This window comes from Flavobacterium sp. TMP13 (assembly GCF_050847115.1).
Taxonomy (GTDB): domain Bacteria; phylum Bacteroidota; class Bacteroidia; order Flavobacteriales; family Flavobacteriaceae; genus Flavobacterium.
Genome location: NZ_CP193656.1, coordinates 3,232,423 through 3,254,586, shown reverse-complemented (window position 1 = coordinate 3,254,586; position 22,164 = coordinate 3,232,423). Strand labels below are relative to the sequence as shown.

The 22,164-nt window shown below is 34.4% G+C and carries 19 protein-coding genes; 6 read left to right on the top strand and 13 right to left on the bottom strand.

The window, feature by feature from the left end; genetic code table 11:
• Positions 1 to 7: 7 nt before the first annotated feature.
• The 4 genes from ACRASX_RS14050 to ACRASX_RS14035 all read left to right on the top strand — a co-directional run bounded on the left by ACRASX_RS14050 (position 8) and on the right by ACRASX_RS14035 (position 6,401).
• Positions 8 to 985, top strand: coding sequence for a LamG-like jellyroll fold domain-containing protein (locus ACRASX_RS14050; RefSeq protein ID WP_432221681.1), 978 nt, complete (start codon positions 8 to 10; stop codon positions 983 to 985).
• 69 nt (positions 986 to 1,054) lie between these two features.
• Positions 1,055 to 2,443 carry a glucoamylase family protein gene (locus ACRASX_RS14045; RefSeq protein WP_432221680.1) on the top strand — a complete coding sequence of 463 codons (1,389 nt, stop codon included), beginning with the start codon at positions 1,055 to 1,057 and terminating at the stop codon, positions 2,441 to 2,443.
• Between the two features lie 33 nt (positions 2,444 to 2,476).
• Positions 2,477 to 4,777 (top strand): beta-glucosidase BglX, encoded by a 2,301-nt coding sequence (gene bglX, locus ACRASX_RS14040; protein ID WP_432221679.1) that lies wholly within the window; start codon positions 2,477 to 2,479, stop codon positions 4,775 to 4,777.
• Between the two features lie 253 nt (positions 4,778 to 5,030).
• Positions 5,031 to 6,401 carry a M20/M25/M40 family metallo-hydrolase gene (locus tag ACRASX_RS14035; RefSeq protein WP_432221678.1) on the top strand — a complete coding sequence of 457 codons (1,371 nt, stop codon included), beginning with the start codon at positions 5,031 to 5,033 and terminating at the stop codon, positions 6,399 to 6,401.
• 87 nt (positions 6,402 to 6,488) lie between these two features.
• Here the strand turns inward: ACRASX_RS14035 and ACRASX_RS14030 are convergent, their stop codons facing one another.
• On the bottom strand, positions 6,489 to 7,589 hold the full coding sequence (locus ACRASX_RS14030; RefSeq protein ID WP_432221677.1) for a PAS domain-containing sensor histidine kinase: 1,101 nt from the start codon (positions 7,587 to 7,589) through the stop codon (positions 6,489 to 6,491).
• Positions 7,590 to 8,062: 473 nt separating this feature from the next.
• On the opposite strand from ACRASX_RS14030, the gene ACRASX_RS14025 reads away from it, so the two are divergent.
• Positions 8,063 to 8,185 carry a hypothetical protein gene (locus ACRASX_RS14025; protein ID WP_255357070.1) on the top strand — a complete coding sequence of 41 codons (123 nt, stop codon included), beginning with the start codon at positions 8,063 to 8,065 and terminating at the stop codon, positions 8,183 to 8,185.
• Positions 8,186 to 8,298: 113 nt separating this feature from the next.
• Here ACRASX_RS14025 and ACRASX_RS14020 read toward each other — a convergent pair whose 3' ends face one another.
• The 3 genes from ACRASX_RS14020 to ACRASX_RS14010 form a co-directional block, all read right to left on the bottom strand.
• On the bottom strand, positions 8,299 to 9,162 hold the full coding sequence (locus tag ACRASX_RS14020) for a hypothetical protein (RefSeq protein WP_432221676.1): 864 nt from the start codon (positions 9,160 to 9,162) through the stop codon (positions 8,299 to 8,301).
• A 38-nt stretch (positions 9,163 to 9,200) separates the two neighbouring features.
• Positions 9,201 to 10,019 (bottom strand): 3-deoxy-8-phosphooctulonate synthase, encoded by an 819-nt coding sequence (kdsA, locus tag ACRASX_RS14015; protein WP_432221675.1) that lies wholly within the window; start codon positions 10,017 to 10,019, stop codon positions 9,201 to 9,203.
• Positions 10,020 to 10,108: 89 nt separating this feature from the next.
• Entirely contained in the window at positions 10,109 to 10,558 is a 450-nt protein-coding gene (locus ACRASX_RS14010; protein ID WP_432221674.1) for a 2-dehydro-3-deoxyphosphooctonate aldolase, read from the bottom strand.
• Positions 10,559 to 10,718: 160 nt separating this feature from the next.
• Here ACRASX_RS14010 and ACRASX_RS14005 point away from each other — a divergent pair, with 160 nt between their 5' ends.
• Positions 10,719 to 11,081, top strand: coding sequence for an STAS/SEC14 domain-containing protein (locus ACRASX_RS14005; protein ID WP_432221673.1), 363 nt, complete (start codon positions 10,719 to 10,721; stop codon positions 11,079 to 11,081).
• 13 nt (positions 11,082 to 11,094) lie between these two features.
• Here the strand turns inward: ACRASX_RS14005 and ACRASX_RS14000 are convergent, their stop codons facing one another.
• The 9 genes from ACRASX_RS14000 to ACRASX_RS13960 form a co-directional block, all read right to left on the bottom strand.
• The gene (locus tag ACRASX_RS14000; RefSeq protein WP_432221672.1) at positions 11,095 to 11,766 is read right to left on the bottom strand and encodes a lysoplasmalogenase; all 672 of its coding nucleotides are present in this window, start codon (positions 11,764 to 11,766) and stop codon (positions 11,095 to 11,097) included.
• 17 nt (positions 11,767 to 11,783) lie between these two features.
• A complete protein-coding gene (locus ACRASX_RS13995) occupies positions 11,784 to 13,043 on the bottom strand; it encodes a sterol desaturase family protein (RefSeq protein WP_432221671.1) in 1,260 nt (419 codons plus the stop codon).
• Between the two features lie 64 nt (positions 13,044 to 13,107).
• On the bottom strand, positions 13,108 to 13,383 hold the full coding sequence (locus tag ACRASX_RS13990; protein WP_432221670.1) for an ATP-dependent Clp protease adaptor ClpS: 276 nt from the start codon (positions 13,381 to 13,383) through the stop codon (positions 13,108 to 13,110).
• A gap of 30 nt (positions 13,384 to 13,413) precedes the next feature.
• Positions 13,414 to 14,250 (bottom strand): 50S ribosomal protein L11 methyltransferase, encoded by an 837-nt coding sequence (gene prmA / locus ACRASX_RS13985; RefSeq protein ID WP_432221669.1) that lies wholly within the window; start codon positions 14,248 to 14,250, stop codon positions 13,414 to 13,416.
• 254 nt (positions 14,251 to 14,504) lie between these two features.
• Positions 14,505 to 16,460 carry a DUF349 domain-containing protein gene (locus tag ACRASX_RS13980; protein WP_432221668.1) on the bottom strand — a complete coding sequence of 652 codons (1,956 nt, stop codon included), beginning with the start codon at positions 16,458 to 16,460 and terminating at the stop codon, positions 14,505 to 14,507.
• Positions 16,461 to 16,874: 414 nt separating this feature from the next.
• The gene (locus tag ACRASX_RS13975; RefSeq protein WP_432221667.1) at positions 16,875 to 17,624 is read right to left on the bottom strand and encodes a shikimate dehydrogenase family protein; all 750 of its coding nucleotides are present in this window, start codon (positions 17,622 to 17,624) and stop codon (positions 16,875 to 16,877) included.
• 2 nt (positions 17,625 to 17,626) lie between these two features.
• Entirely contained in the window at positions 17,627 to 19,021 is a 1,395-nt protein-coding gene (locus ACRASX_RS13970; RefSeq protein WP_066306835.1) for a tetratricopeptide repeat protein, read from the bottom strand.
• Positions 19,022 to 19,188: 167 nt separating this feature from the next.
• Positions 19,189 to 20,385, bottom strand: coding sequence for an aspartate aminotransferase family protein (locus tag ACRASX_RS13965; protein ID WP_432221666.1), 1,197 nt, complete (start codon positions 20,383 to 20,385; stop codon positions 19,189 to 19,191).
• A gap of 122 nt (positions 20,386 to 20,507) precedes the next feature.
• Positions 20,508 to 22,145 (bottom strand): OstA-like protein, encoded by a 1,638-nt coding sequence (locus tag ACRASX_RS13960; protein WP_432221665.1) that lies wholly within the window; start codon positions 22,143 to 22,145, stop codon positions 20,508 to 20,510.
• Between the last annotated feature and the right edge of the window lie 19 nt (positions 22,146 to 22,164).

Genomic DNA, 22,164 nt, shown 5'->3' with positions numbered 1-22,164 from the left:
CATAAAAATGAAAAATAATAAATATATATACGTGCTGGCTTTAGCGCTAGTTTCGTCAGTTTTTGTGAGTTGTAATGATGAAAGTATCGATAAAGAAAACAGTCCCATTCCGTATGAACCCATAGGAGGTTATGAAAATTCAGATGAAATTGCTAAAGATAATTTAGTAGCTAAATTTAATTTTGAAAATACGATCGCAGATGTAAAAGGCAACATCACTAATGCTATGGCAACCAATATTGGTTATGCCGAAGGCCCAAAGGGAAAAGCATACAATGGCTCTAGTACAGAAGCGCGCTATTTTGTTGCCGATGCTTCGAATGCTATTATAAGTCTAAACAGTTACACTTTTTCTTTTTGGATGAATTCGGCCAACACAATTGATCCTGCCACTGCAGGGCAAGGCAAAGGTGCGCAAGGAATATTTTCTGTAGTGCGACCAACCGAATTTTGGGGAGGTTTGAACGTATATATTGAAAATCCAGATAGTGCTTTTCCAGATCGAATTCGATTAAAATTCAGCATGGAAAATGGTCGAGATGGCGTAGCTTGGAGAGGTCAAGGTGCGTTAGTAAATATCGATGGCAACATAAACAAATGGGTCCATGTGGTCTTTGCTTATAATGCTACAAAAAGTACAATTTCTGCTTACGTAAATGGAGAATTGGCCGCTAATTTAGGTGGGTTCCCTTATGCTCCAGCTAATGGTGTAAGTGGTACAGCCGTATTATATGCCGACAATCCTGGTAGTTTAGACAATAGCAACAATGCGCCAAAATACGGTGATTTTAAAATGGTTGCAACCAACGGTAAGATTGTTTTCGGGAACCATCAATTTGAAACCACGCCTCCGCAAAATAATGGTGGCCCTCAAGACTGGGCTACCAGCTATGTTGGCTTGTTAGATGAATTCAGACTTTACAATACTGCTCTTGAGTCTAACGATGTACGTTCTTTGTATCAATTAGAAAAAGACAACAGATAAATAATTATTTCAACACTTAGAGGTTTACTTCTAGGTGTACCTACTTAGTAATACTTTATTTTATAAAGAATGAAAATTTCAATATTCCTACTATCTATACTTAGTTTTTTCAATGCCTGTTCCTCATCACCAGATGATAAAGGAAGCGGTGGAGGAACGCCTTTGCCGACAGTACCTAAAAATCCCGTAACTCCCTTAACAGATGCGCAAGCTATGGATGAGGTTCAAAAGGATGCTATCAAATACTTTTGGGATTACGCAGATCCAATTTCAAAATTAGCGAGAGAACGTTATTTGACTGAAGATCCAAATTTCGAATCTAACATTATTACAACTGGCGGATCAGCATTTGGCTTAATGTCAATTGTGGTGGGCGTTGATCGCGGTTTTTTGCCACGTGGAGAAGCGGTTACAAGATTAACAACAGGACTAAATTTTCTAGGTAAAGCCGATCGTTTTCATGGAGCTTGGTCGCATTGGATCGATAATTCAAGCGGAAAAGCGATTCCATTCGGAACCAAAGACAACGGTGGAGATTTGGTAGAAACCTCTTTTGTATGTCAAGCTTTACTTACGGTAAGAGAATATTTTAAAAACGGAAACGATTCTGAAAAAGCTTTAGCTGCAAAAGCTGACGAACTATGGCGCGGTGTCGAATGGGATTGGTACACTAGAGGTGAAGATGTACTGTATTGGCACTGGTCACCGAATTACGGCTGGGATATGAACTTTAAATTGCAAGGATATAACGAATGTTTAATCACTTATGTAATGGCAGCTTCATCACCAACACATCCTATTTCGGCTTCTGCTTATCACAAAGGTTGGGCTAGAAATGATGCAATTAAAAATGGCGGAACTCAATACGGACTTCCTGTGATTTTTAGTTATAATGGAACGGTTGGAAATGTGGGACCATCATTTTGGGGGCAATATTCGCATCTCGGTTTAGATCCTTCCACATTAAAGGACCAATACGCTGATTATTTTACTTTGATTCAGAATCATGCAAAAATTATGAATCAATATTGTATCGCCAATCCTAAAAACTGGAAAGGGTACTCCAATAAACTATGGGGATTAACTGCGAGCTACACGCGCAATTCCGATGGCACAACAGGGTATACCGCTCACCAACCCAATAATGATACTGGTGTGATTTCACCAACGGCAGCTTTGTCTTTTTTTCCTTTCACTCCCGAAGAATCGATGAAAGTACTTCATTATTTGTATGATGAAAAGAAATCCGAATACGTCGGCTTTGCAGGACCTTATGATGCGGTTTCTCCACATTATAATTGGGTTGCCAAACGTTATTTAGCCATCGATCAAGGAACAATTGCTCCCATGATTGAAAATTACCGAACAGGATTATTATGGAAGTTATTTATGAATAGTCCTGAAGTAAAGAAAGGTTTGACCGATTTAGGTTTTAGCTCTACTAAATACGGCATCTAAACAATAAACAGCTCAAATAAATACCATACTAAGATGAAAAAAATATTCTTACTGCTTTTTTTAAGCGGTACTTTTTTAAGCTACGGACAAAAAAAGGAATTTAAAAAAGCCCAAAAAATAAAGCCAAAAACAGAATTTATTGCTGATTTATTAGCAAAAATGACGTTGGATGAAAAAATAGGACAACTAAATTTACCGACTTCAGGTGATATAACCACAGGGCAAGCTAACAGTTCTAATGTGGCTAAAAACATTGAGGAAGGTAAAGTGGGAGGCTTATTTAATATTAAATCGGTGGCAAAAATTAGAGAAGTCCAAAAAATTGCGGTCGAAAGAAGCCGACTAAAAATTCCGTTGCTTTTTGGTATGGATGTTATTCACGGTTACGAAACTACATTTCCAATCCCACTAGGATTATCTTGTACTTGGGACATGGAATTAATTGAAAGAAGCGCTCAAATTGCGGCGCAAGAAGCGAGTGCCGACGGAATTAACTGGACGTTTTCGCCTATGGTTGATATTTCTCGTGATCCACGTTGGGGAAGAGTTTCTGAAGGCTCAGGAGAAGATCCTTTTTTAGGAAGTAAAATTGCAGTTGCTATGGTAAAAGGATACCAACAAAATGATCTGTCTAAAAATAATTCGATTTTGGCTTGTATGAAACATTTTGCTTTATATGGAGCTCCAGAAGGAGGACGCGATTATAATACGGTTGATATGAGTCGTGTGCGCATGTACAATGATTATTTTCCACCTTTCAAAGCGGCTGTTGAGGCAGGAGTAGGTACTGCAATGGCAGCATTTAACGAAGTAGATGGAATTCCGGCTACTGGAAACAAATGGTTGATGACAGATGTTCTACGGAACGAATGGGGATTTAAAGGATTTGTTGTCACCGATTATACCGGAATCAATGAAATGATCGACCATGGACTAGGCGATTTGCAAACGGTTTCTGCTTTAGCATTACACGCGGGTATTGAAATGGATATGGTTGGTGAAGGATTTTTATTGACATTGAAAAAATCAGTAGAAGAAAATAAAGTAACTCTTGCTCAAATTGACAATGCCGTTCGATTGATATTAGAGGCAAAATACGACCTAGGGTTATTTGAAGATCCGTACAGATATGGCAATGCTAAAAGAGCAAAATCTGAAATATTTACCAAAGCGTCTCGCAAAGAAGCACGTGATATTGCAGCGCAATCTTTAGTACTGCTAAAAAACGAAAATCAATTATTACCGCTACAAAAATCCGGAACTATTGCAGTTATCGGTCCATTAGGTGATACCGAAAACAATATGTCAGGAACTTGGAGCGTAGCCACAAAAGCAGGATCATCAATACCATTGTTGCAAGGAATAAAAGATGTGGCCGGAAAAAATACAAAAGTATTATATGCCAAAGGAAGCAATTTGACGTATGATGAAACGTTAGAAGAAAATGCAACATTGTTTGGTAAAACCTTAAACCGTGACAATCGTTCTGCAGAAGAATTATTGGAAGAAGCGTTAAAAGTTGCCAATCAAGCCGATGTAATTGTTGCCGCTTTAGGCGAGTCGGCAGAGTTTAGCGGAGAAAGTAGTAGCCGCACTAATTTACAAATTCCGCAAGCACAGAAATATTTATTGCAGGCATTGTTAAAAACAGGAAAACCAGTAGTTTTAGTTTTGTTTGATGGTCGTCCTTTAGTTTTAACAGAGGAAAATGAAACAGTTAGTTCTATATTGAATGTTTGGTTTGCAGGAACAGAAGCAGGCCACGCCATTGCTGATGTTTTGTTTGGAGATGTAAATCCTTCAGGAAAATTAACAGCCACTTTCCCTAGAAGTGTGGGACAGATACCCATTTATTACGCACACAAAAATACAGGCAGACCTTTAAATAATACCGAAGGAAAATTTGAAAAATTCCGTTCGAATTATATAGACGAAAGAAACGAGCCTTTATTCCCTTTCGGATATGGGTTAAGTTATACTTCATTCGACTATTCAAACTTAGAAATTTCGGAGACAAAATTAAATCCAGATCAAAAAATTACAGTTTCAGTTAATGTAAAAAATACAGGTAATTTTAATGGTAAAGAGGTGGTTCAGTTGTACATCAGAGATCTTGTAGGGTCGGTAACTCGTCCAGTGCGTGAACTAAAAGCCTTTCAAAAAATAGAACTTAAAAAGGGAGAACAAAAAACAGTCTCTTTTATATTATCAGTCGAAGATCTGAAATTCTATAATTCCGATTTAAAATATGCAGCAGAGCCAGGGCAATTCGACGTTTTTGTTGGAGGAAGTTCCACTGCGCAAGATAAAGTTAGTTTTGAGTTAATAAACTAAATGATTTGTTAGTTAGTTATTATTCCCTCCGTTAATCAGTTTTTCGGAGGGTTTTTTATGGATAAATAGTACGATTAAGACGCATTAAAAGTCTGTACAATAGTTTCGAATCTACTTGGTAGTAGTTTTGATATTTTTTATTCTGATTTAGTTGAAATGCAAAACTGAAAATTGTCGCTTTAAATACTATTTTTGTTTCTTTACACTATTCCTTAGTAATTTAAATAACCAACCTCAAAACAACATGTGCATAATGAAAAAAAGTATTCTTTTTGCTGTATTCTTATTAAACGGAATAGTAGCAATTGCTCAATCAACTGATGAAAAGAACATTGAGCTAATTTATAAAAAAGCGCTAACCGAAGGCAAATGTTATACTTGGTTAGAATATCTGTCTAATGATATCGGAGGTCGTTTGTCAGGTTCTAAACAAGCGGCGCAAGCGGTCGAGTACACCAAAAATCAGCTGCAAAGTTTAGGTTTAGATAAAGTGTACCTGCAAGAAGTTATGGTGCCACATTGGGTACGCGGCGAAAAAGAGACGGCTTATATCTTGGATAATAATGTCAAAACAGTCGTTCCGATTTGTGCATTAGGAGGGTCTATTGCCACCGCAAAATCAGGTTTGACTGCCGAAATTGTTGAGGTTCAAGGAATCGAAGAGTTAAAGAAATTGGGTGCTCAAGTAAAAGGAAAAATAGTCTTTTTTAACCGCGCAATGGATCCTTTACACATAGAAACATTCAAATCCTACGGTGGTTGTGTCGATCAACGCTATTCTGGCGCCGAAGAAGCAGCCAAGCTTGGAGCAGTAGGCACAATTGTGCGTTCTATGAATTTACGTTTAGATGATTATCCACATACGGGAATTCAAAGTTACGGTGATTTGAAGCAAGAAGAGTATATTCCGACTGCAGCAATAAGTACAAATGGAGCAAATTTGCTCAGTAAATCGTTAGCTGCTAATCCAAATCTAAAATTCTTTTTCAAACAATCTTGCGAAACCTTGCCCGATGTTTTATCACATAATGTTATTGGAGAAATCAAAGGTTCTGAAAGTCCAGAAAACTATATGATTGTTGGCGGACATCTTGACTCATGGGACTTAGCAGATGGTTCTCAAGATGATGGAGCAGGAGTAGTGCAGAGCATGGAAGTGATGCGAATTCTTAAAAACCTTAATTACAAGCCTAAAAACACTCTTCGCGTGGTTTTATTTATGAATGAAGAAAATGGAGGTAGAGGTGGAGCGAAATACGAAGAGTTGGCGAAACAAAATAGGGAAAACCATATTTTTGCTTTAGAAAGTGATTCAGGCGGATTCTCACCAAGAGGTTTTAATTTTGAATCGGACGAAGCTAGTTTTGAGAAAATTCTAACTTGGAAACCATTTTTTGAGCCGTATTTTGTTCATAGTTTTACAAAAGGACACGGCGGTTCAGATATTGGACATCTAACTTCAAATAAAATTGTAAAAGCAGGCTTAAAACCAGATTCTCAGCGTTATTTTGATTATCATCATGCAGCAAATGATACATTCGACGGAGTAAACAAAAGAGAATTAGAATTAGGTGCTGCGGCAATGGCTACACTAATTTATTTGGTTGATCAAAAAGGGCTGTAAGCAACTTTTATAGGATTTAAAACATTAAAAAATCAGGCTAAAATTTACGTTTCGCCTGATTTTTTACTTTTAGAAAACAATTTAATTTTAAGACTTGAAGGATATCATAAATTTAGCTCCTTGATCGACTTCGCTCTCTAAACCTATTTTTCCGCCCAAGTGCATCACATGGTTGTACACCAAATACAAACCAATACCTGTGCTGTCCTCGTATGAATTAAAGGTTTGATGGAGTCCAAAAATTTTATCTTTTACAACAGACATATCGAAGCCAATTCCGTTATCCTGAATAATTAATTGTTTAACACCATCAATTTCTTGGGTTTTGATGTGTATTTCTGGCGCAACATTTCTTTTAGCATATTTGATCGCGTTGGTTATCAAATTAAGGAAAATGCTATGTAAAGCAGCTTTGTTAAATTTTATTGTTGGAAGATCAGTAAAATCAGTGGAGATTTTTGCTTGAGAATGATGCACCAGCGAGTGTATGGAAGTAATGACATCTTCTGCACTACTTTCAAAATTTAGTAGTTCTAACTGTTTGTCGTTCGCGTTTTTCTTATCCAAGCTTTTCATGGCTTCCGTAATCGTTTTCTTAAGGTTCTGTGTAGATTGCTCCACGATTTCTAACAGCTCTAGCGTTTCTCCGTCAGTAATTTTTGTGGTATCGATTAAGTCAAAAACCGACAATAAGTTATTAATAGGCGAGCGTAAATCATGGGCATTTGCATAAGCGAGCTTTAATAAATCAGTATTAGACTGCGTTAGCATTTTTAGATGCTTTTTACGCTCTAGTTCCACTTCTTTTTTTGCCGTTACATTTTTACCAATGGCGTAAATGACTTGCTTAAACTCTACTGGATGCGACGTCCAGTGAAGCCAAATAATAGTTCCTGATTTAGATATGTAACGATTTTCAAAATTAAACAAACCAACTTTTTTCGTCAAATTTATTCTTGCACTTGCGGTTTTATCTTGATCAGCTTCAAAAATAAAATCATTAATGGGTCTGGAAAATAATTCCTCTTCCGAATATCCCAGTAGTTGGGAAACCGCAGGATTTATGCTTTTAAAATACCCATCAAATCCAGCGATGCACATAAAATCTGGAGAGGTTTCAAAAAAATCTTCGAGAGAAAAAGCCCGTTCTAAATCAACTTCTTGTTTGGTGGTATTAGTTGTAGACATACTTTTGTTTAGGATAAAATTATAAAAGTAACGTAGGAAATTTATGTTAACAGGCGTCAGAATGATTTTGAGGGTCAAATCAACTGAGATGCTATTTGTTGTAAATGTGAGGGATAATGAGTTGTAAATTACAATAAATTATCCAACGAAATGAAAGTTTTATTAAATTTAAAATCTTTTTTATTACTTACGATTTTAGAAACCTAACAGTCTCAATTTCCTGAAGGTTATAGATATAAATGCGAGCAATAGAGCTTTAATTCATAACTTACTTTACTAGGAATTAATGCGATAAAGTCGAATTATCCTCTGAATAGAATTTAAATATAATACTTTTTTCTTTCTATTGATAAGCTGAAATTTTGAAACTTTTTTTAAATCTTATATAAAATGTACTTAATTTAAATTCCGAAATTTACTTTATCGAATTGTAATTAATTAAAATAAAACATTTAACCTTAAAACACATTATTATGAACAATATATTTAGAGGACTTTTAGCAGGCTACGGTGCAAAAAAATTGGGTGGAGGCTGTTTCGGAACAATTTTCGTTTTTATTCTTCTTTGGGTTTTGTTAGGTCAATGCAGTCACTAAAAATATTTTTGACTAAGAAGATATTTTAAGATCATATAGGAATTAGTATTAAAATAAAAAAGCAACATTTAATAATTTTTAAATGTTGCTTTTTTATGTAAAATATTTTAAGTTTAGATCCTAAAAATCCCCCCAAAAGCTATAATCTTTTGAAAGAAGAAAAAATCTTGTGAAGCTTTGTCATCAGAGCTAGCGGTAGTGCGAATGTCTTGCATATTTATGTATCCACCTTTAACCTCTCCTTGCACATAAAAATGTTTAAAAAATGTCACATTTAAACCTGCTTTTAAAGAAGTCCCAAAACCAGAAACATGAAAAGCATCATTTCGGTCTTTACCCAATAAAGTTGTATTTGTTTTTGGATATAAAACACCAACACCAACGCCTTCGGTTAGATTAATCTGTACTTTATCAATGTTAGGAAGTCCAAACCACCTCGAGATATCGTCAAAGCGCGAAATTTCGGTATGCACGTAATTCAAGCCGTCTGTATGCTCAAATTTTAAAAAAGTTCCGTCCTCAAATGGAATTGGAGTATCATTATAGACACCATTGTGCACTGATCCTGCAGCATCAGCTGGCAAATTTACAGTTCCCGAAACACTTGCAATTTGATTTTGAGTCATCACATATTTCATGTGATCCACACCAATTGTTACGCTATAATGGTCGCTAAAAAAATAACCCAAACGTAAATTTGTTTGTGGGATCGTCATTCGCGCAGGATTAATATAATCTACGTGCCAACCTTTTGGTTTGTCGTGAGCCGACATATTATGAACCGTAAAATTATAATCTGTACCTCTAAAATGAACATCAGAATCGGTAAAGGTTTCTCTATTCCCGCCCCACATTACAAAGAATTTTCCCTTGTTGTGAGCGGTGTATTTTTGCTGAACATCAATTTCATCTTGAGCAAATAATGCTGTTGAAAAGTTCAAAGCGAAAAATGTTAATACTAAAAATTTTGTTTTCAATGTTGTGGTATTTAATTTTAAACTGAAAAAAAGTGAAATTAAAATTGATTTATGGTTTTTCTGATGGCAACTAATTTCTTCATCAAACCTTCAAAATAATCCAGGTGCAACATATTAGCACCGTCGCTTTTGGCATTAGCGGGATCAAAATGAGTTTCGATAAAAATACCGTCCACACCAACTGCAATACCAGCTTTGGCAACGGTCTCAATCATGTCTGGTCGACCACCTGTAACCCCCGCTGTTTGGTTGGGTTGTTGTAAAGAATGCGTAACGTCTAAAACGGTTGTTGCGTACTGTTGCATTGTCGGAATACCACGGTAATCTACAATCATGTCTTGGTATCCAAACATCGTTCCGCGATCGGTAACCATTACGTTTTCGTTTTGGCAATCCAATACTTTTTGTACGGCATGTTTCATGCTTTCTGGACTCATAAATTGTCCTTTTTTCAAATTCACCACTTTTCCGGTATTTGCCGCAGCGACAACCAAATCAGTTTGACGAACTAAAAAAGCAGGAATTTGCAAAACATCTACATATTCAGCTGCCATAGCTGCATCTTCATTGGTATGAATATCGGTAACGGTAGGAACATGAAAAGTTTCTGATACTTTTCGTAATATTTTTAATGCCTTTTCATCTCCAATTCCAGAAAAACTATCAATTCGAGAACGATTAGCTTTTTTAAACGAACCTTTAAAAACAAATGGAATTTGTAATGAATCTGTAATACCAACTAATTTTTCAGCAATTCGAAGAGCCATTTCTTCACTTTCGATCGCGCAAGGTCCTGCTAATAAAAAGAAATTTCCGCTTTCTGTATGCTTAATTTGTGGAATATGGTGTATGTTCATAATAAGAGTTTTTGAGTGTGCAAAGGTAATTAGGATTTATCACTTAAGGTCTAGTAATTAGGATTTATTTAGGAAGCGAATGCTGTTACTTATTTACGCAAAGTCAGGCCGACTGGAACCATTAAAATTCCTTTTTCATAAATATTTAGATATAGTATAATGGGCTTTTTCTGTCCCTCCCATTTTACTTCATAAACGTCTAAAAAACCAGCTCCCATGTCACTTCTTTTAGATGGAAAAGGACAACAACTTTCTAATTTTGTATAGGCAATCGCTTCTCCTTTTGGTCCTGCTAATGCTTCTAAAAATCTTTTCTCGTTCGCTAATTCGTCACGAGTAGTTCTAAAAAAGATGTTGATCGGATAATCTTTATCATAGCCGTATTTTTTGTCTGTACAAAACTCCGTAATTACAAAAGTATTATTTTTGGATAATGTTAAATTGGGTGCGTTATCATCTACATTCTTGAGGGTTGATTTTGAACTAACGCACGAAGCTAAAACGATAAGGCAGAAAATGGTAATACTAATTTTTTTCATACTAATAAAGGATTTTCAATAATGTAATACAAAAATAAGGCTAATACTTGCACTTTTAATGGTAGAATATTGATTTATAAAGTAATTAATTTCTGAGGTTTCACATATTTGTTTTAAATTTATAAGAATAAAGTGAGTAAAACCTGAAAAAACTTGTATTATGATGAAACTAATGTCTGACTTGCCTGACGATGTTTTAGGCATTGTTGCTGAAGGAAAAATTACACCAGATGATTATGAAACTGTGTTAATTCCTGCTGTAGATAAGCTTTTAGAACAGAATGAAAAAATTAAAATAATTTATCAGTTAGCAGAAAATTTTGAAAATTTTGATGTTTCCGCAATGATTGACGATTCAAAAATTGGAATGAAACATTTGGCACAATGGGACAAAGTAGCGTTAGTTTCAAATCATCGAACCATCAATACTTTTGTCAAATTTTTTAGTTATTTGATGCCCTGTGAAGTACGTGTTTTTGCGAACGATTCATTACTAGCAGCGAAGCAATGGATTGTATTATAAATTAAGGAACACATTATTTTTTTTTATTTAAATCTACAATGCTGGTACTTATTAGATATTGGGCAATTAAGTAGGTGCTCATGATCCAAAATGTAGCTTTTTCTACAGGCTCATAAAATTTATCAATTGCTAAAATACTGTCTGAGGCAACAAAAATAATTGCTCCCACTAATATAATTTTATTTTCGGGCGATTTCCATACAAAATAGCCTTTAAAAGCAAACAACAGCATTACTGAGATAACGATTGAATAAATAATAACGGGAATCTTTAAATCTGCTAAAGTCGGGAAAAGTAAAGTCAATAAAGTAATTAGATACACTACAATTATAGTTAAACCAATTCCGTAAAGAAGTTCCTTTTTGTGGTTCAAGTTCTCTTTTTGTTTTTTGAATACTAAAGTATAGCTTATGTGCGCTACCAAAAATGAAAGTAACCCGAGTATAAAATAAATGTCTTTTACTTCTTCAAATAATAGTAAAATATCACCTAACCAAGAAAGTATCAAACCAACAAGTAATAGTCTTTTAGTTGTAAAATGTGGAGCACAATAAACGCCTAAAATTAAAAAAGGCAATAGCACAGGTTTCAAGAACCAAGCGGTATTTTCTAATCCAAAAAGAACCAGAATTAAATAGATACTACTAATTACGATGTAACCTTTAAAAAATAATTTTTGATTCATAGTTGTTATTTAAGCAATTATAATTTTTTCTGTAGTTGAAACTCGTTCTTCATAAAATAAAATGCAACAAGAGTGGATAGTAAGCAGTAGACAATTACTATGTAGCTACTTCCTGTAAAAACTGTGTTTAAACCGAACCAATCTTTAAAAATAACGATTACGCTTACGGCCAAAACTAGTCTAGTAAATTCCCAGAAAACAGCTCCGGCGCTCTTGTCCAATAATTCGGAAGCACTGTATATGCTTACCAAAATAAAAAAACCATACACGAAAATCTGTGGAAAACCAATTGTCGCAATATTAGAGAACAAATAAGTTACGAATAATAAAGTAATTAGCATTTGAATAATGGACCAATACTCTAATTTTCTAGAATTTTTTAAACCGTATTTTTCAAAATTATAAACGTCTTCAATCTTTACAACGGGATATTTTTCTTCAAAATTTTCAGGTCTCCATCCTGTTGGCTTAAACCAAATGCTTAATTTGTCATTCCAATGTTCGGCGCGCCATGCGTCTTTAACTAATAAAGTCAGGTGTTGAAAATTAATCTTTATCGGATTCCACGTTTGCGCAGGTCTTGTAATGCCAAAAACTGGAGGAACTGTGTCGAGTTCTTCTTGAAAAGTTCCGAAAATTTTATCCCAGAAAATAAATATTTGGCCATGGTTTCGATCTAGGTATTCTGAATTGATAGCATGATGTACGCGATGATGAGAGGGCGTTACTAAAATATTTTCCAGAAACCCTAATTTTTTGATGTATCTGGTATGGTACCAAAATTGCAAAAATAAATGCAAGGGCAATATAAGTGCGATTACAGTTGCAGGAACACCTAAAAGTGCTGCTGGAAAGAGTAAAAAAATAAATAGATTAGTCAAACTTGCAATGGGTTGTCGCAAAGCACAAGCCAAATTAAACTCTTCACTACTGTGATGTATGGCGTGTTTATTCCATAAAAAATTTATTTGATGCGCTAGTCTATGACTCCAATAACCATAAAAATCGATTGCGATAAAGGCAATCAGGTAAATTGCAAGTGTATTTTCAACAGGAAAGAACGCCACTTTAGAGACCATCCACTCATAAGAAAGTAACGTAATGCTGATTCCAAGAATGTCTTTTACTGAATTAGTGATTCCAGAATTAATACTTGCAACACTGTCAATTATCGGTGTATGATCTTCTTTTTTGTACCAGCCATATAATTTCTCAATCACTATGAGAGTCAAAAAAATAGGCATCGTAATGATGAGTAATTTACCGTATTCTTCCATGAAAAAAGAGTCTATTTTAATCAAATATAGAATAAAATAGACTCTTTTTTTAAAATAGTAGAGTTTAAACGATCTCGGCACTCAGACCTGCGTCGAGAAGTTGCGAACATTGCGGTTTCAGTTTATCTAAAGTTCCTGTTTTAACAGTGCATTTACCGTTATAATGAATGATAAGCGAACATTGTTCGGCTTGTTCGGGTGTGTGACTGCAAACGCGCATTAAAGTATCTATCACATGATCAAATGTATTAACATCGTCATTGTATATAATTATTTCGTTATTAAAATCAACCGATTCCTTTTCGCGAACGCGTTCTCTTACTTTTTCTTTAGTACTCATTGTAAAGTTCTCATACTGTTAATGAATGTTTTACGAATTTACATATTTTAAAGATACCCAATTGTTTCTTTGAAATTTTTTAACATACGTCAATCCTTTTTCTGTGCAAGAAGCATCGATAAATGGTATGTCTTCTTCATAAAAACCACTTAGAAGCAAGGTTCCTTTTGGATTTAAACAAGCGACGTAACTTTGCATGTCATTCAACAAAATATTTCTGTTAATGTTAGCAATAATAAGATCATAGTTTTTACCGGCTAACATCGCAGCATCTCCTTCGTAAACGGTAATTTGTTTACATTTATTGCGCTCTACATTCTCAATTGAATTAAGATAACACCAATTGTCAATGTCGATCGCATCTGTAGGTTGTGCTCCTTTCATTTCTGCTAAAATTGCTAAAATTGCGGTTCCGCAGCCCATGTCTAGCGTTTTCATTCCGGTTACATCAGTTTCTAGCAAATGTTGAATCATCATATGTGTTGTTTCATGATGACCCGTTCCAAAACTCATTTTAGGTTCAATGATAATATCATATTCTGCAGTCGTTTTTGGATGAAAAGGAGCGCGAACGTGGCATTTTCCGTCTACGTCAATCGGCTCAAAATTTTTCTCCCATTCTTCATTCCAATTTACTTGATCAATTTCTTCAAAAGTGTACGTAATTGTAAATTCATCAGAGGTTAAAATAAAAATATCGTCAAGAATATTCTCATCCCACAAATCCTTTTTTACAAAAGCAGAAATACCAGTTTCAGTTTCAGTAAAGCTTTCAAAAGCTTTCTCGCCCAGTTCAGCAATAAGTATTTCTGAACCTAATTCTCTTGGTTCAATTGTAAAATGATATCCTAAATATATATTTGACATGATGATTTTTTTTTGGCAAAGGTAAGCATCGATTAGAGAATTTACATGTAAAAGAGGTAAAGCTTTTAATTTTATACTATAATAGACGATTGACGGAAATCTTTAGTTGTAATTAAGTCGCAGTTTGCATACAATCAATTTATCCGGTCGTTAAACACACTACAGTTTTAAAGAAAAAAATGCTAATTAGAAAAGTTATTGAAAACAAAAAGCGAGGCACATGTACCTCGCTTCTATAAAATCATATTTTTAGTTTATTGATCTAATTCTCTCAATTGGTGTAGTTTGTCTTTTAAAACAGCCAGTCCTTCTTTATGAACAGCAATATTTTTACGCACTTCTAAAACAATTGAATTTTCTTTTTTAGCATTTTTTGTATTTGTAAAAAACTGAATATTATTTTCCAATTGAAAAATTTCGTTTTGTACTTCATCAATTTTTCGCATCAAGAAAATTTTCTCGTTATCTAATTTGCGTGTATCATTATTCTCTGACAAAGAATCAATTCGGTTGGTGAAACGGAGCATGTCTGTTTCTTTCTTACTCAAACTTAATTTTTCAAAAAGAGCATCCAAAATCTTATTGAATTTGCCTTCGATATGACGTCTTGAAAACGGAACCTTTCCTAATTGTTTCCAATTTTCAATATGCATTTTGATCGCATCTAAGTCGATTTTATGATCGCCTGTCATTTCAAAAGAACGCAAAGTTTCTAAATAGGCTTTCTTTTTATCGAAAGATTCTACTTCTTCACTGTTTTCTTCGCTTTTATGTTCTTTTAGATTGTCAAAATAATGATTACAAGCTTCTTTGAATTCTTTCCAGATTTTATCTGAATATTTTCGAGGAACATGGCCAATTTGTTTCCATTCGTCCTGAATTTTTTTCATAACAGGAGTAGAGCTAGAATAGTCGGTACTTTCTCGTAAAGCTTTCGCTTTTTCGACCAAAGCCATTTTTTTATTCAAATTGTCTGTTTGGTCTTTTTTAATTTCTTTGTAGAACGAATTTTTTAAAGAATTAAATTTTCGAACAGCCGATTTAAAACCTGCCCAAGTCGCTTCGTTCACCTCGGTAGGAACTTTTCCGATAGCAAAAAAATCAGAACGCAACGCTTCTACCTTATCAATTTGTGCTAACCACTGCGAATGTGTATTCACTTTTTCGATTGCTAATTGATCTAGTTTTACAATTACTTCCTTCTTTTTAATTAGATTTTCAACTTCTAATTCTTTTAAATTCTCAAATAAAACCTCACGTTTATCGTGAATTTTTTTAGTTAACTCACTAAACTGATTCCAAATCTCATCACGATGATCTTTAGAAACGGGTCCAATATCTTCTTTCCACATGCGATGTAAATCTTGCAATTCTCTAAATGCTTTATTTACGTCAGCTTCTTGTGTTAATTCTTCGACGCGTGCAATAATTTTTTGCTTTTGGTCTAAATTGTGTTTAAAATCTAAGTCACGCGCTTCTCGATCTAAGTGTAAATAATCATAAAAATTCTCTACGTGAAAGTGAAAGTTGTTCCAAACGTGGTTGTATTTATCTTTTGGGATAGGTCCAGCATTTTTCCAACGTTCTCTCAGTTCGTTAAAATGCTTAAGCGTATCTTTTATGTTTTCTTGCGGGTTAATTAAGTTTTTTAGCTCTTCTACAATAGCTAAGCGATCTTCTAAATTACCTTTTAAATTGGTCTGAAGACTTTTAAAATGTGTATTTAGTTTTGTTTTATAAACGCTATACGCTTCATCAAATTTTGATTTTAATGGAGAGTGGTACTCAAATTCTTCATTTGAATCGGTGTTTTCAGCGTTAAACTCTTCTTTTTTCTCTTCAATTAAATGATTGAATTCTACCGTAAATGCTTTCTTTATCTCATCTACATGCTCTTTAATCGACATTACTGTATCGGTAACAACCAGTTCTTTTAAGGCATCCACTAATTGCTCTAAAGAAAAAGTTCCGTAATCTTTCATCGGAAGCGTATGACGTTCTTTAAGTGTTTCATCTTCGCTTTCTTCTGCATTAGAATCATCAATCGCATCTTGTGCTGATTTTTTTTTCAGTACATCCCCATCTTCACCTACAGCAAGTACATTGTTAAGTACAGAATCGTCTGCAGGGTCAGTTTGCACAGAAGGTGCTTTTTCTCGATCGTAGTTTCCGTCTGCTTGTGGCAGGTTATCATTCGTTTCTTCTAACATCGTAATTAATGTTTAAGGTTTTATTTAATTATTTGACCGAAAGATAATAAAGCAGTTTTAAAATACAAAACAAAAGTGTTAATTATAAGACAATTTAGGATGAATCTGTTATTGTTTCACAAGGTATTTAGCGATTTGAGAATTAAATAGCTATGTGTTTAATTAGTAATCGGTTAAATACCTCTTTTTGCGATTTTTTATTGAATTTTCACGTCTAGATTAAAGTACTATTCGATCCGACAGAGCGGTATAGAATTAATCGGATCTAGTTGAGGAATGTAAATGTATACTCATTATAATTTGAGTTGGAAAGAACACAGTTGACTATTATTTTTATATCTTAAAAGTATTTATTTTTAAGTCATAAAAAAACCTTCTGTAGTAAGAAGGTTTCAGTTTTTTTACGATCAATGGTTATCTGTTCCAGATTTGCCACGCTTTTTCGGCTTGAAAAACCAACATATCATATCCATTTTTAGTAGTAGCTCCTTTTGATTTGGCGCGTTTTAAAAACTCTGTTTCTGCTGGGTTATAAATTAAATCAAAAGCAATGTGTTTTTCTGTAAAAAACTCGTAGGGTAAATCGGGAGCAAGTTCTATATTTGGACTGGTTCCAACTGGTGTACAGTTAATTATGATTTGATAATTATCAAAAGTCGTAGCGTTAATTAAACTATAGTCAATAACGTCTTCTCTGGCTTCACGAGAAACAAAAGTGTATAAAATACCCAACTCATCCAGTGCAAAAGCAACTCCCTTAGACGCGCCACCCGTACCAAGAATTAAAGCTTTTTTGTGATGCGATTGCAACAAAGGCTTTAAAGACTTTTTAAATCCGTGACAATCGGTATTATATCCTTTTAATTTTCCTTTTTTAGTAAATTTAATGGTGTTTACTGCACCAATTTGACTTGCTTTTTTAGACATTTTATCTAAAAAAGGAATCACTTGTTGTTTATATGGAATCGTAACATTCATCCCATTTAAATCGGGATTATTTTTTATCAATTCGGTAAAATAATTAATTTCAGAAATATCAAAGTTCTCGTAACTGCAACCTTTAAAAACTTCACCTTCAAATTTATTAGTAAAATAACCTTTCGAAAATGAATAGTCAATATTACGTCCTAAAAGACCATAACGCCTTCTTAAAATAGTACTCATATTTATTTTTTGTGTTTGGAAATGTAATTTTGAACTGATTTTTTAGTCCAAACTACTGGAAATAAATCTTCTATCAAGATATAGTTATCAAAGTTCAATCGCAACGCATTGCTCAAATGAAACTTTGCTTTGGTCAATTCTTGCAACATAAAATACAATCCAGCCAAACGATATTCAATTTCATTTTCTTCTGGAAAATATTCAGTTGCTTGTAACAATGTTTGCACGGCGCTATCAAATTCTCCCAAAAATTGTAGAATATCTACCCAAAACAACCACGTATCTAATGCGTGATCACCAAATTCAACTGCTTTTCTAAAACCAAATTCAGCCTCTTCGAACAAGTTCATGTGTTTGTTAATCGTTGCGTAGCGCTTCCAATACATGCGATTTTGATTGTCAATAGCCAAGGCTTTATTGACAAAAAATAAGGCTTTTTGATAGTTCTTCTGGCGCACATAAAAATCAGTTATGGCAATCCAACCTTTGTCTAAAAGAGGATCTTCATGAACCGTTTTATTGTAATATTTTAAAGCAAGTACATTGTTGCCTAAACGTTCGTAACACTTTCCAATGCGCAGTAAGGCGTAAGAAGTGGCATCGTCTAACTCAATTGTACGGTTGTAACTTTCAATTGCTTCAGAATATTTTTTAAGACGTTCGTAAGCTTTGGCTCGCTCCATAAAAGCGCCCAAAAATTCGTCATCAATTAAGGTTGCATAATCAAAAGCACGAATGGCATTTTCATATTCTTTTACACCATAATGCAAACGGCCCATTTGGTGCCAAGCAATCTCGCTGTATGGGTTTTTATCAATATATTTATTCAAATACGCAATGGCTTCTTGATTTTGATCTAAAAATTCAAAACAGTACACCACATTATACAAGGCCGATTGGTCTTCTAAATCTTCTTCTAAACATTTAATAAAACTGTCTTTTGCCATCTCTAAATTATCCATAAAAAGATACTCCATACCAATTAAGTTATAGACATCCGCATAGTCATCAGTATATTCTAAAGCAATATTTAGCAATTCAACTGCTTTTTCATGTTGATCGCGTTTAGAACAGATGTTGGCTTTTTGAATGTAAATTTCCTCGTTCGTCGGTTCTATCGCATACAACTCATTTAAGAGTTTCTCTGCCAGTTCGAGTTTGTCGTCATACACTAGCATTTCTACTTGAACTAATTTTAAGCCGGTAGATTTAGGATGTTGATCTAGTGCTAACTTTAAGGCCTTTTTTGCTAAATTAGCCTTTCCCATGTCTAAATAATGAAGAATGATTTCTTCAAATTCTTCAGAATCAAAAAAGAGCACTTTGTTAGTTTTTAACATCGACTCAAATTTGGATAGAGATAGGTTATAATCTTCTTCTTCGTTGCTTAACTGCATACTCTGTTTTTTTGAAATTAGCCCAACCTAAAGTTAGGCAACCAGATTGTCTTAAAAAATTAAAGATTGAATTGTTTTGAACAATTTAATTAACAATGCGGAACGTTTCTTTTATTATTGAATTAAAATTAGCTTTAAAATTATTCGTCAGCCAACTTTCTTTGATTTTACTTTGCTTTTTGTTGTTCTAAAATTTCATCCATAACGTGCAAGATGATAGCGCAACCTTGTTTAATTTCTGTCTCTGAAATGGTCAACGGAGGAGTGATTCTAATGGCACAACCTTCAAATAATAACCAAAACAAAATCAGACCTTTATCTTGACAATTTAAAATTACTTGATTGGTAATTTCGGCTGTTTCGGTCATTGCTGCAAGCATTAAACCTTTGCCTCTGACTTCCGTTATCAAAGGGTGTACCAAAAGGGATCGGAACAGTTTTTCTTTTGATAAAGCATCTGACATCAAACTAGTCTCGGTAATTTCTTGCAAGGTTGCCAAACAAGCTGCCGCAATGACAGGATGACCTCCAAAGGTGGTTATGTGTCCGAGTTTAGGATTATCAGTTAGTAAGTCCATTTTTTCTGAGGAAGCGGTAAAGGCACCAACAGGCATTCCGCCACCCATTCCTTTGCCCATAACCACAATATCTGGAATGACATCGTAATTTTGAAATCCAAATAATTTTCCAGTACGACCAAATCCAGGCTGAATTTCATCTAAAATCATCATGGCGCCAACGGCATCACAACGTTCACGTACTTTTTGCAGATAGTTGTTTTCTGGCTGAATAAATCCTGCTCCACCTTGTATGGTTTCGAGAAGAACTCCAGCAGTTTTTGTTGTTATTTTTTCTAAATCAGCTTCATTATTAAAGGTGATAAAAGCAACATCTGGCAATAAAGGACGAAATGCTTGCTTGCGCTCTTCTTTTCCCATTACACTCATAGAGCCCATGGTATTGCCATGATAGGCATCAAAGCACGAAATAAGCTGACTACGACCTGTTACTCGTCGTGCCAGTTTTAAAGCGCCTTCAATCGCTTCGGTGCCAGAATTGACCAGATAGGTTTTATTTAAAGTTTCTGGTAGGAGCGACGCCATCAATTTGCAATATTCTACTGCTGGGCTTTGCGAGTATTCACCATAAACCATCACATGCGAATATTTATCCAATTGATCTTTTATAGCCTGATTTACTCGTAAATTTTGATGTCCTAAAGTACAAGCTGAAACTCCGGCTACAAAGTCTAAATATTTTTTATTATTCGTATCGTATATATAGGATCCTTTGGCGTATGAAACCTCCATTCCTAAAGGATAAGGAGAGGTTTGTGCTTGGTATTTTATAAAATCGGAGTTCATTATTTTGAGGTGCTATTTTTAAAGGGGCAAAGTTACAAAGACTTTTTATAGGACAAGAATTTTATGTTTAATCGTAAAAACAATCAGTTAATAAATTACAATTAATACTTAATACGTACGACTTATTTCTTCCCTTTCTTTTTATCGTAATTTTTAGTCTCTTTCCTAATCTTCATTGGAGTATTCTCTTTGCTTGCTTCTTTTTTTCCTTCTGCAATCATTTTATCATTCATCTGGTTTTCTTCTTCCGAAAAAATATCGTCTTTTGATTTGATGCGTTCGTCTCCGCGCCAGACTAAACCTCGCAATTTTCTAGCACTTTCGGGTAAGTCGGCCTCCGGGAAAATATCACCATCTACGTTATTGAAAAACGTAATAGTTTCCACTGCATTATCTTCCAAAATCATATTAATCTTACTGCTCTTATTTTTATTTATTCCAATAAGTTCATTGGCGTCATTTCTCATATAATAAATAACCTCGGTATTTTTTACCACATCTACATCGTGTAGTTTACCTTCTTTAAACTTCCCGAATAAATTGAGACCCTTTACCTGATTGAATCCAGTTCCTAAAGTGTCTCTTGACACTATAAAAGTATTGTTTAAAACTTTGAGAGAATCAATTTTTTTTGTTGTGTTGTCACCAACAAGATGCATTCTGTCTCCCGTAATTTGACTTTCGCCATTCCATAATATTGGGCTTCCAATTAATTTAGTTAAAGCTGTTTTGGCGCTCGAATGGATGGAGTCACATTTTCCGCTCATATCCGTTTTATAAAAACGAACATTATTGTAAGCACGAATGATACGATTGTCTTCTTTGCCTGTAACCATTAGTTTTTTTCCATGAATGTAAACGGAATCGTTATCTACAAAATTGATCGCAACGGCTCTTTTAGTCACAAACATCGAATCTTTTTGCTTGTACACTTCGGCATAATGTCCTTTTACAACGCCACGATTAATAGAATCGGTAATTTTTACATTTCGAGTAGCAGACGCAAATTCGGTATTTCTATTGTAAAACAGACTATCGCCTTCAATACGTCGATCGTCGTATTTGATGTACGATTTTCTGAGCAAGTGTGCTACGTTTTTCTTGGTATCGTAAAAACCTTTCTCTGTATAAATATAATTGGTCTTACTAGTAATTGTAGAAGGTCCTGATAAATAAGTATGACCCGAATTGGTGTAATAATCCAAATGATTGGATTTTATAACGTAGGTCGGATTGGTAATTACCACCTTATCTAAAAATATAAACTTTTTTTCTTTCACGAAATAGCGACCAGCTTTACTAACCAAGGTATTGTCTTTGTTGACAATGGTTCCTTTGGTATTGTAATATACTTGCTGAATATTTCGATCAAAATTTATGGTATCTGATTCTAAAGTGGCATCAGGCGAAGTCATTACAGGATTACCTGTTGCAAAAGCTTTCTTTACATTTCCGTTGTACTCGGCATATTTGCTGTTTAAAAATAAGGTGTCCCCTTGCACTAATTGCACATTTCCGAACGCTTTTAGGTAATTTTCCTTCTGAAAAAAATAAGCCTTATTACAAGTTAAAACCACACCATCATGACTCACTTTTACATTTCCAGTTAGTAAAAAAGCATCGGGAATTTCAGTCTGATTCATATCAGCATAATCAGAATGCTCAATATTTATTTTTTTCGGTGCTGGCGCTTGCGCGAAAGAAAAATTAAGCTTTAGCAGTAGCGAAACAAAAAAGAGTAAAAAAAGTATTTTTTTCAACGTTTTTAGATTTTTGTCA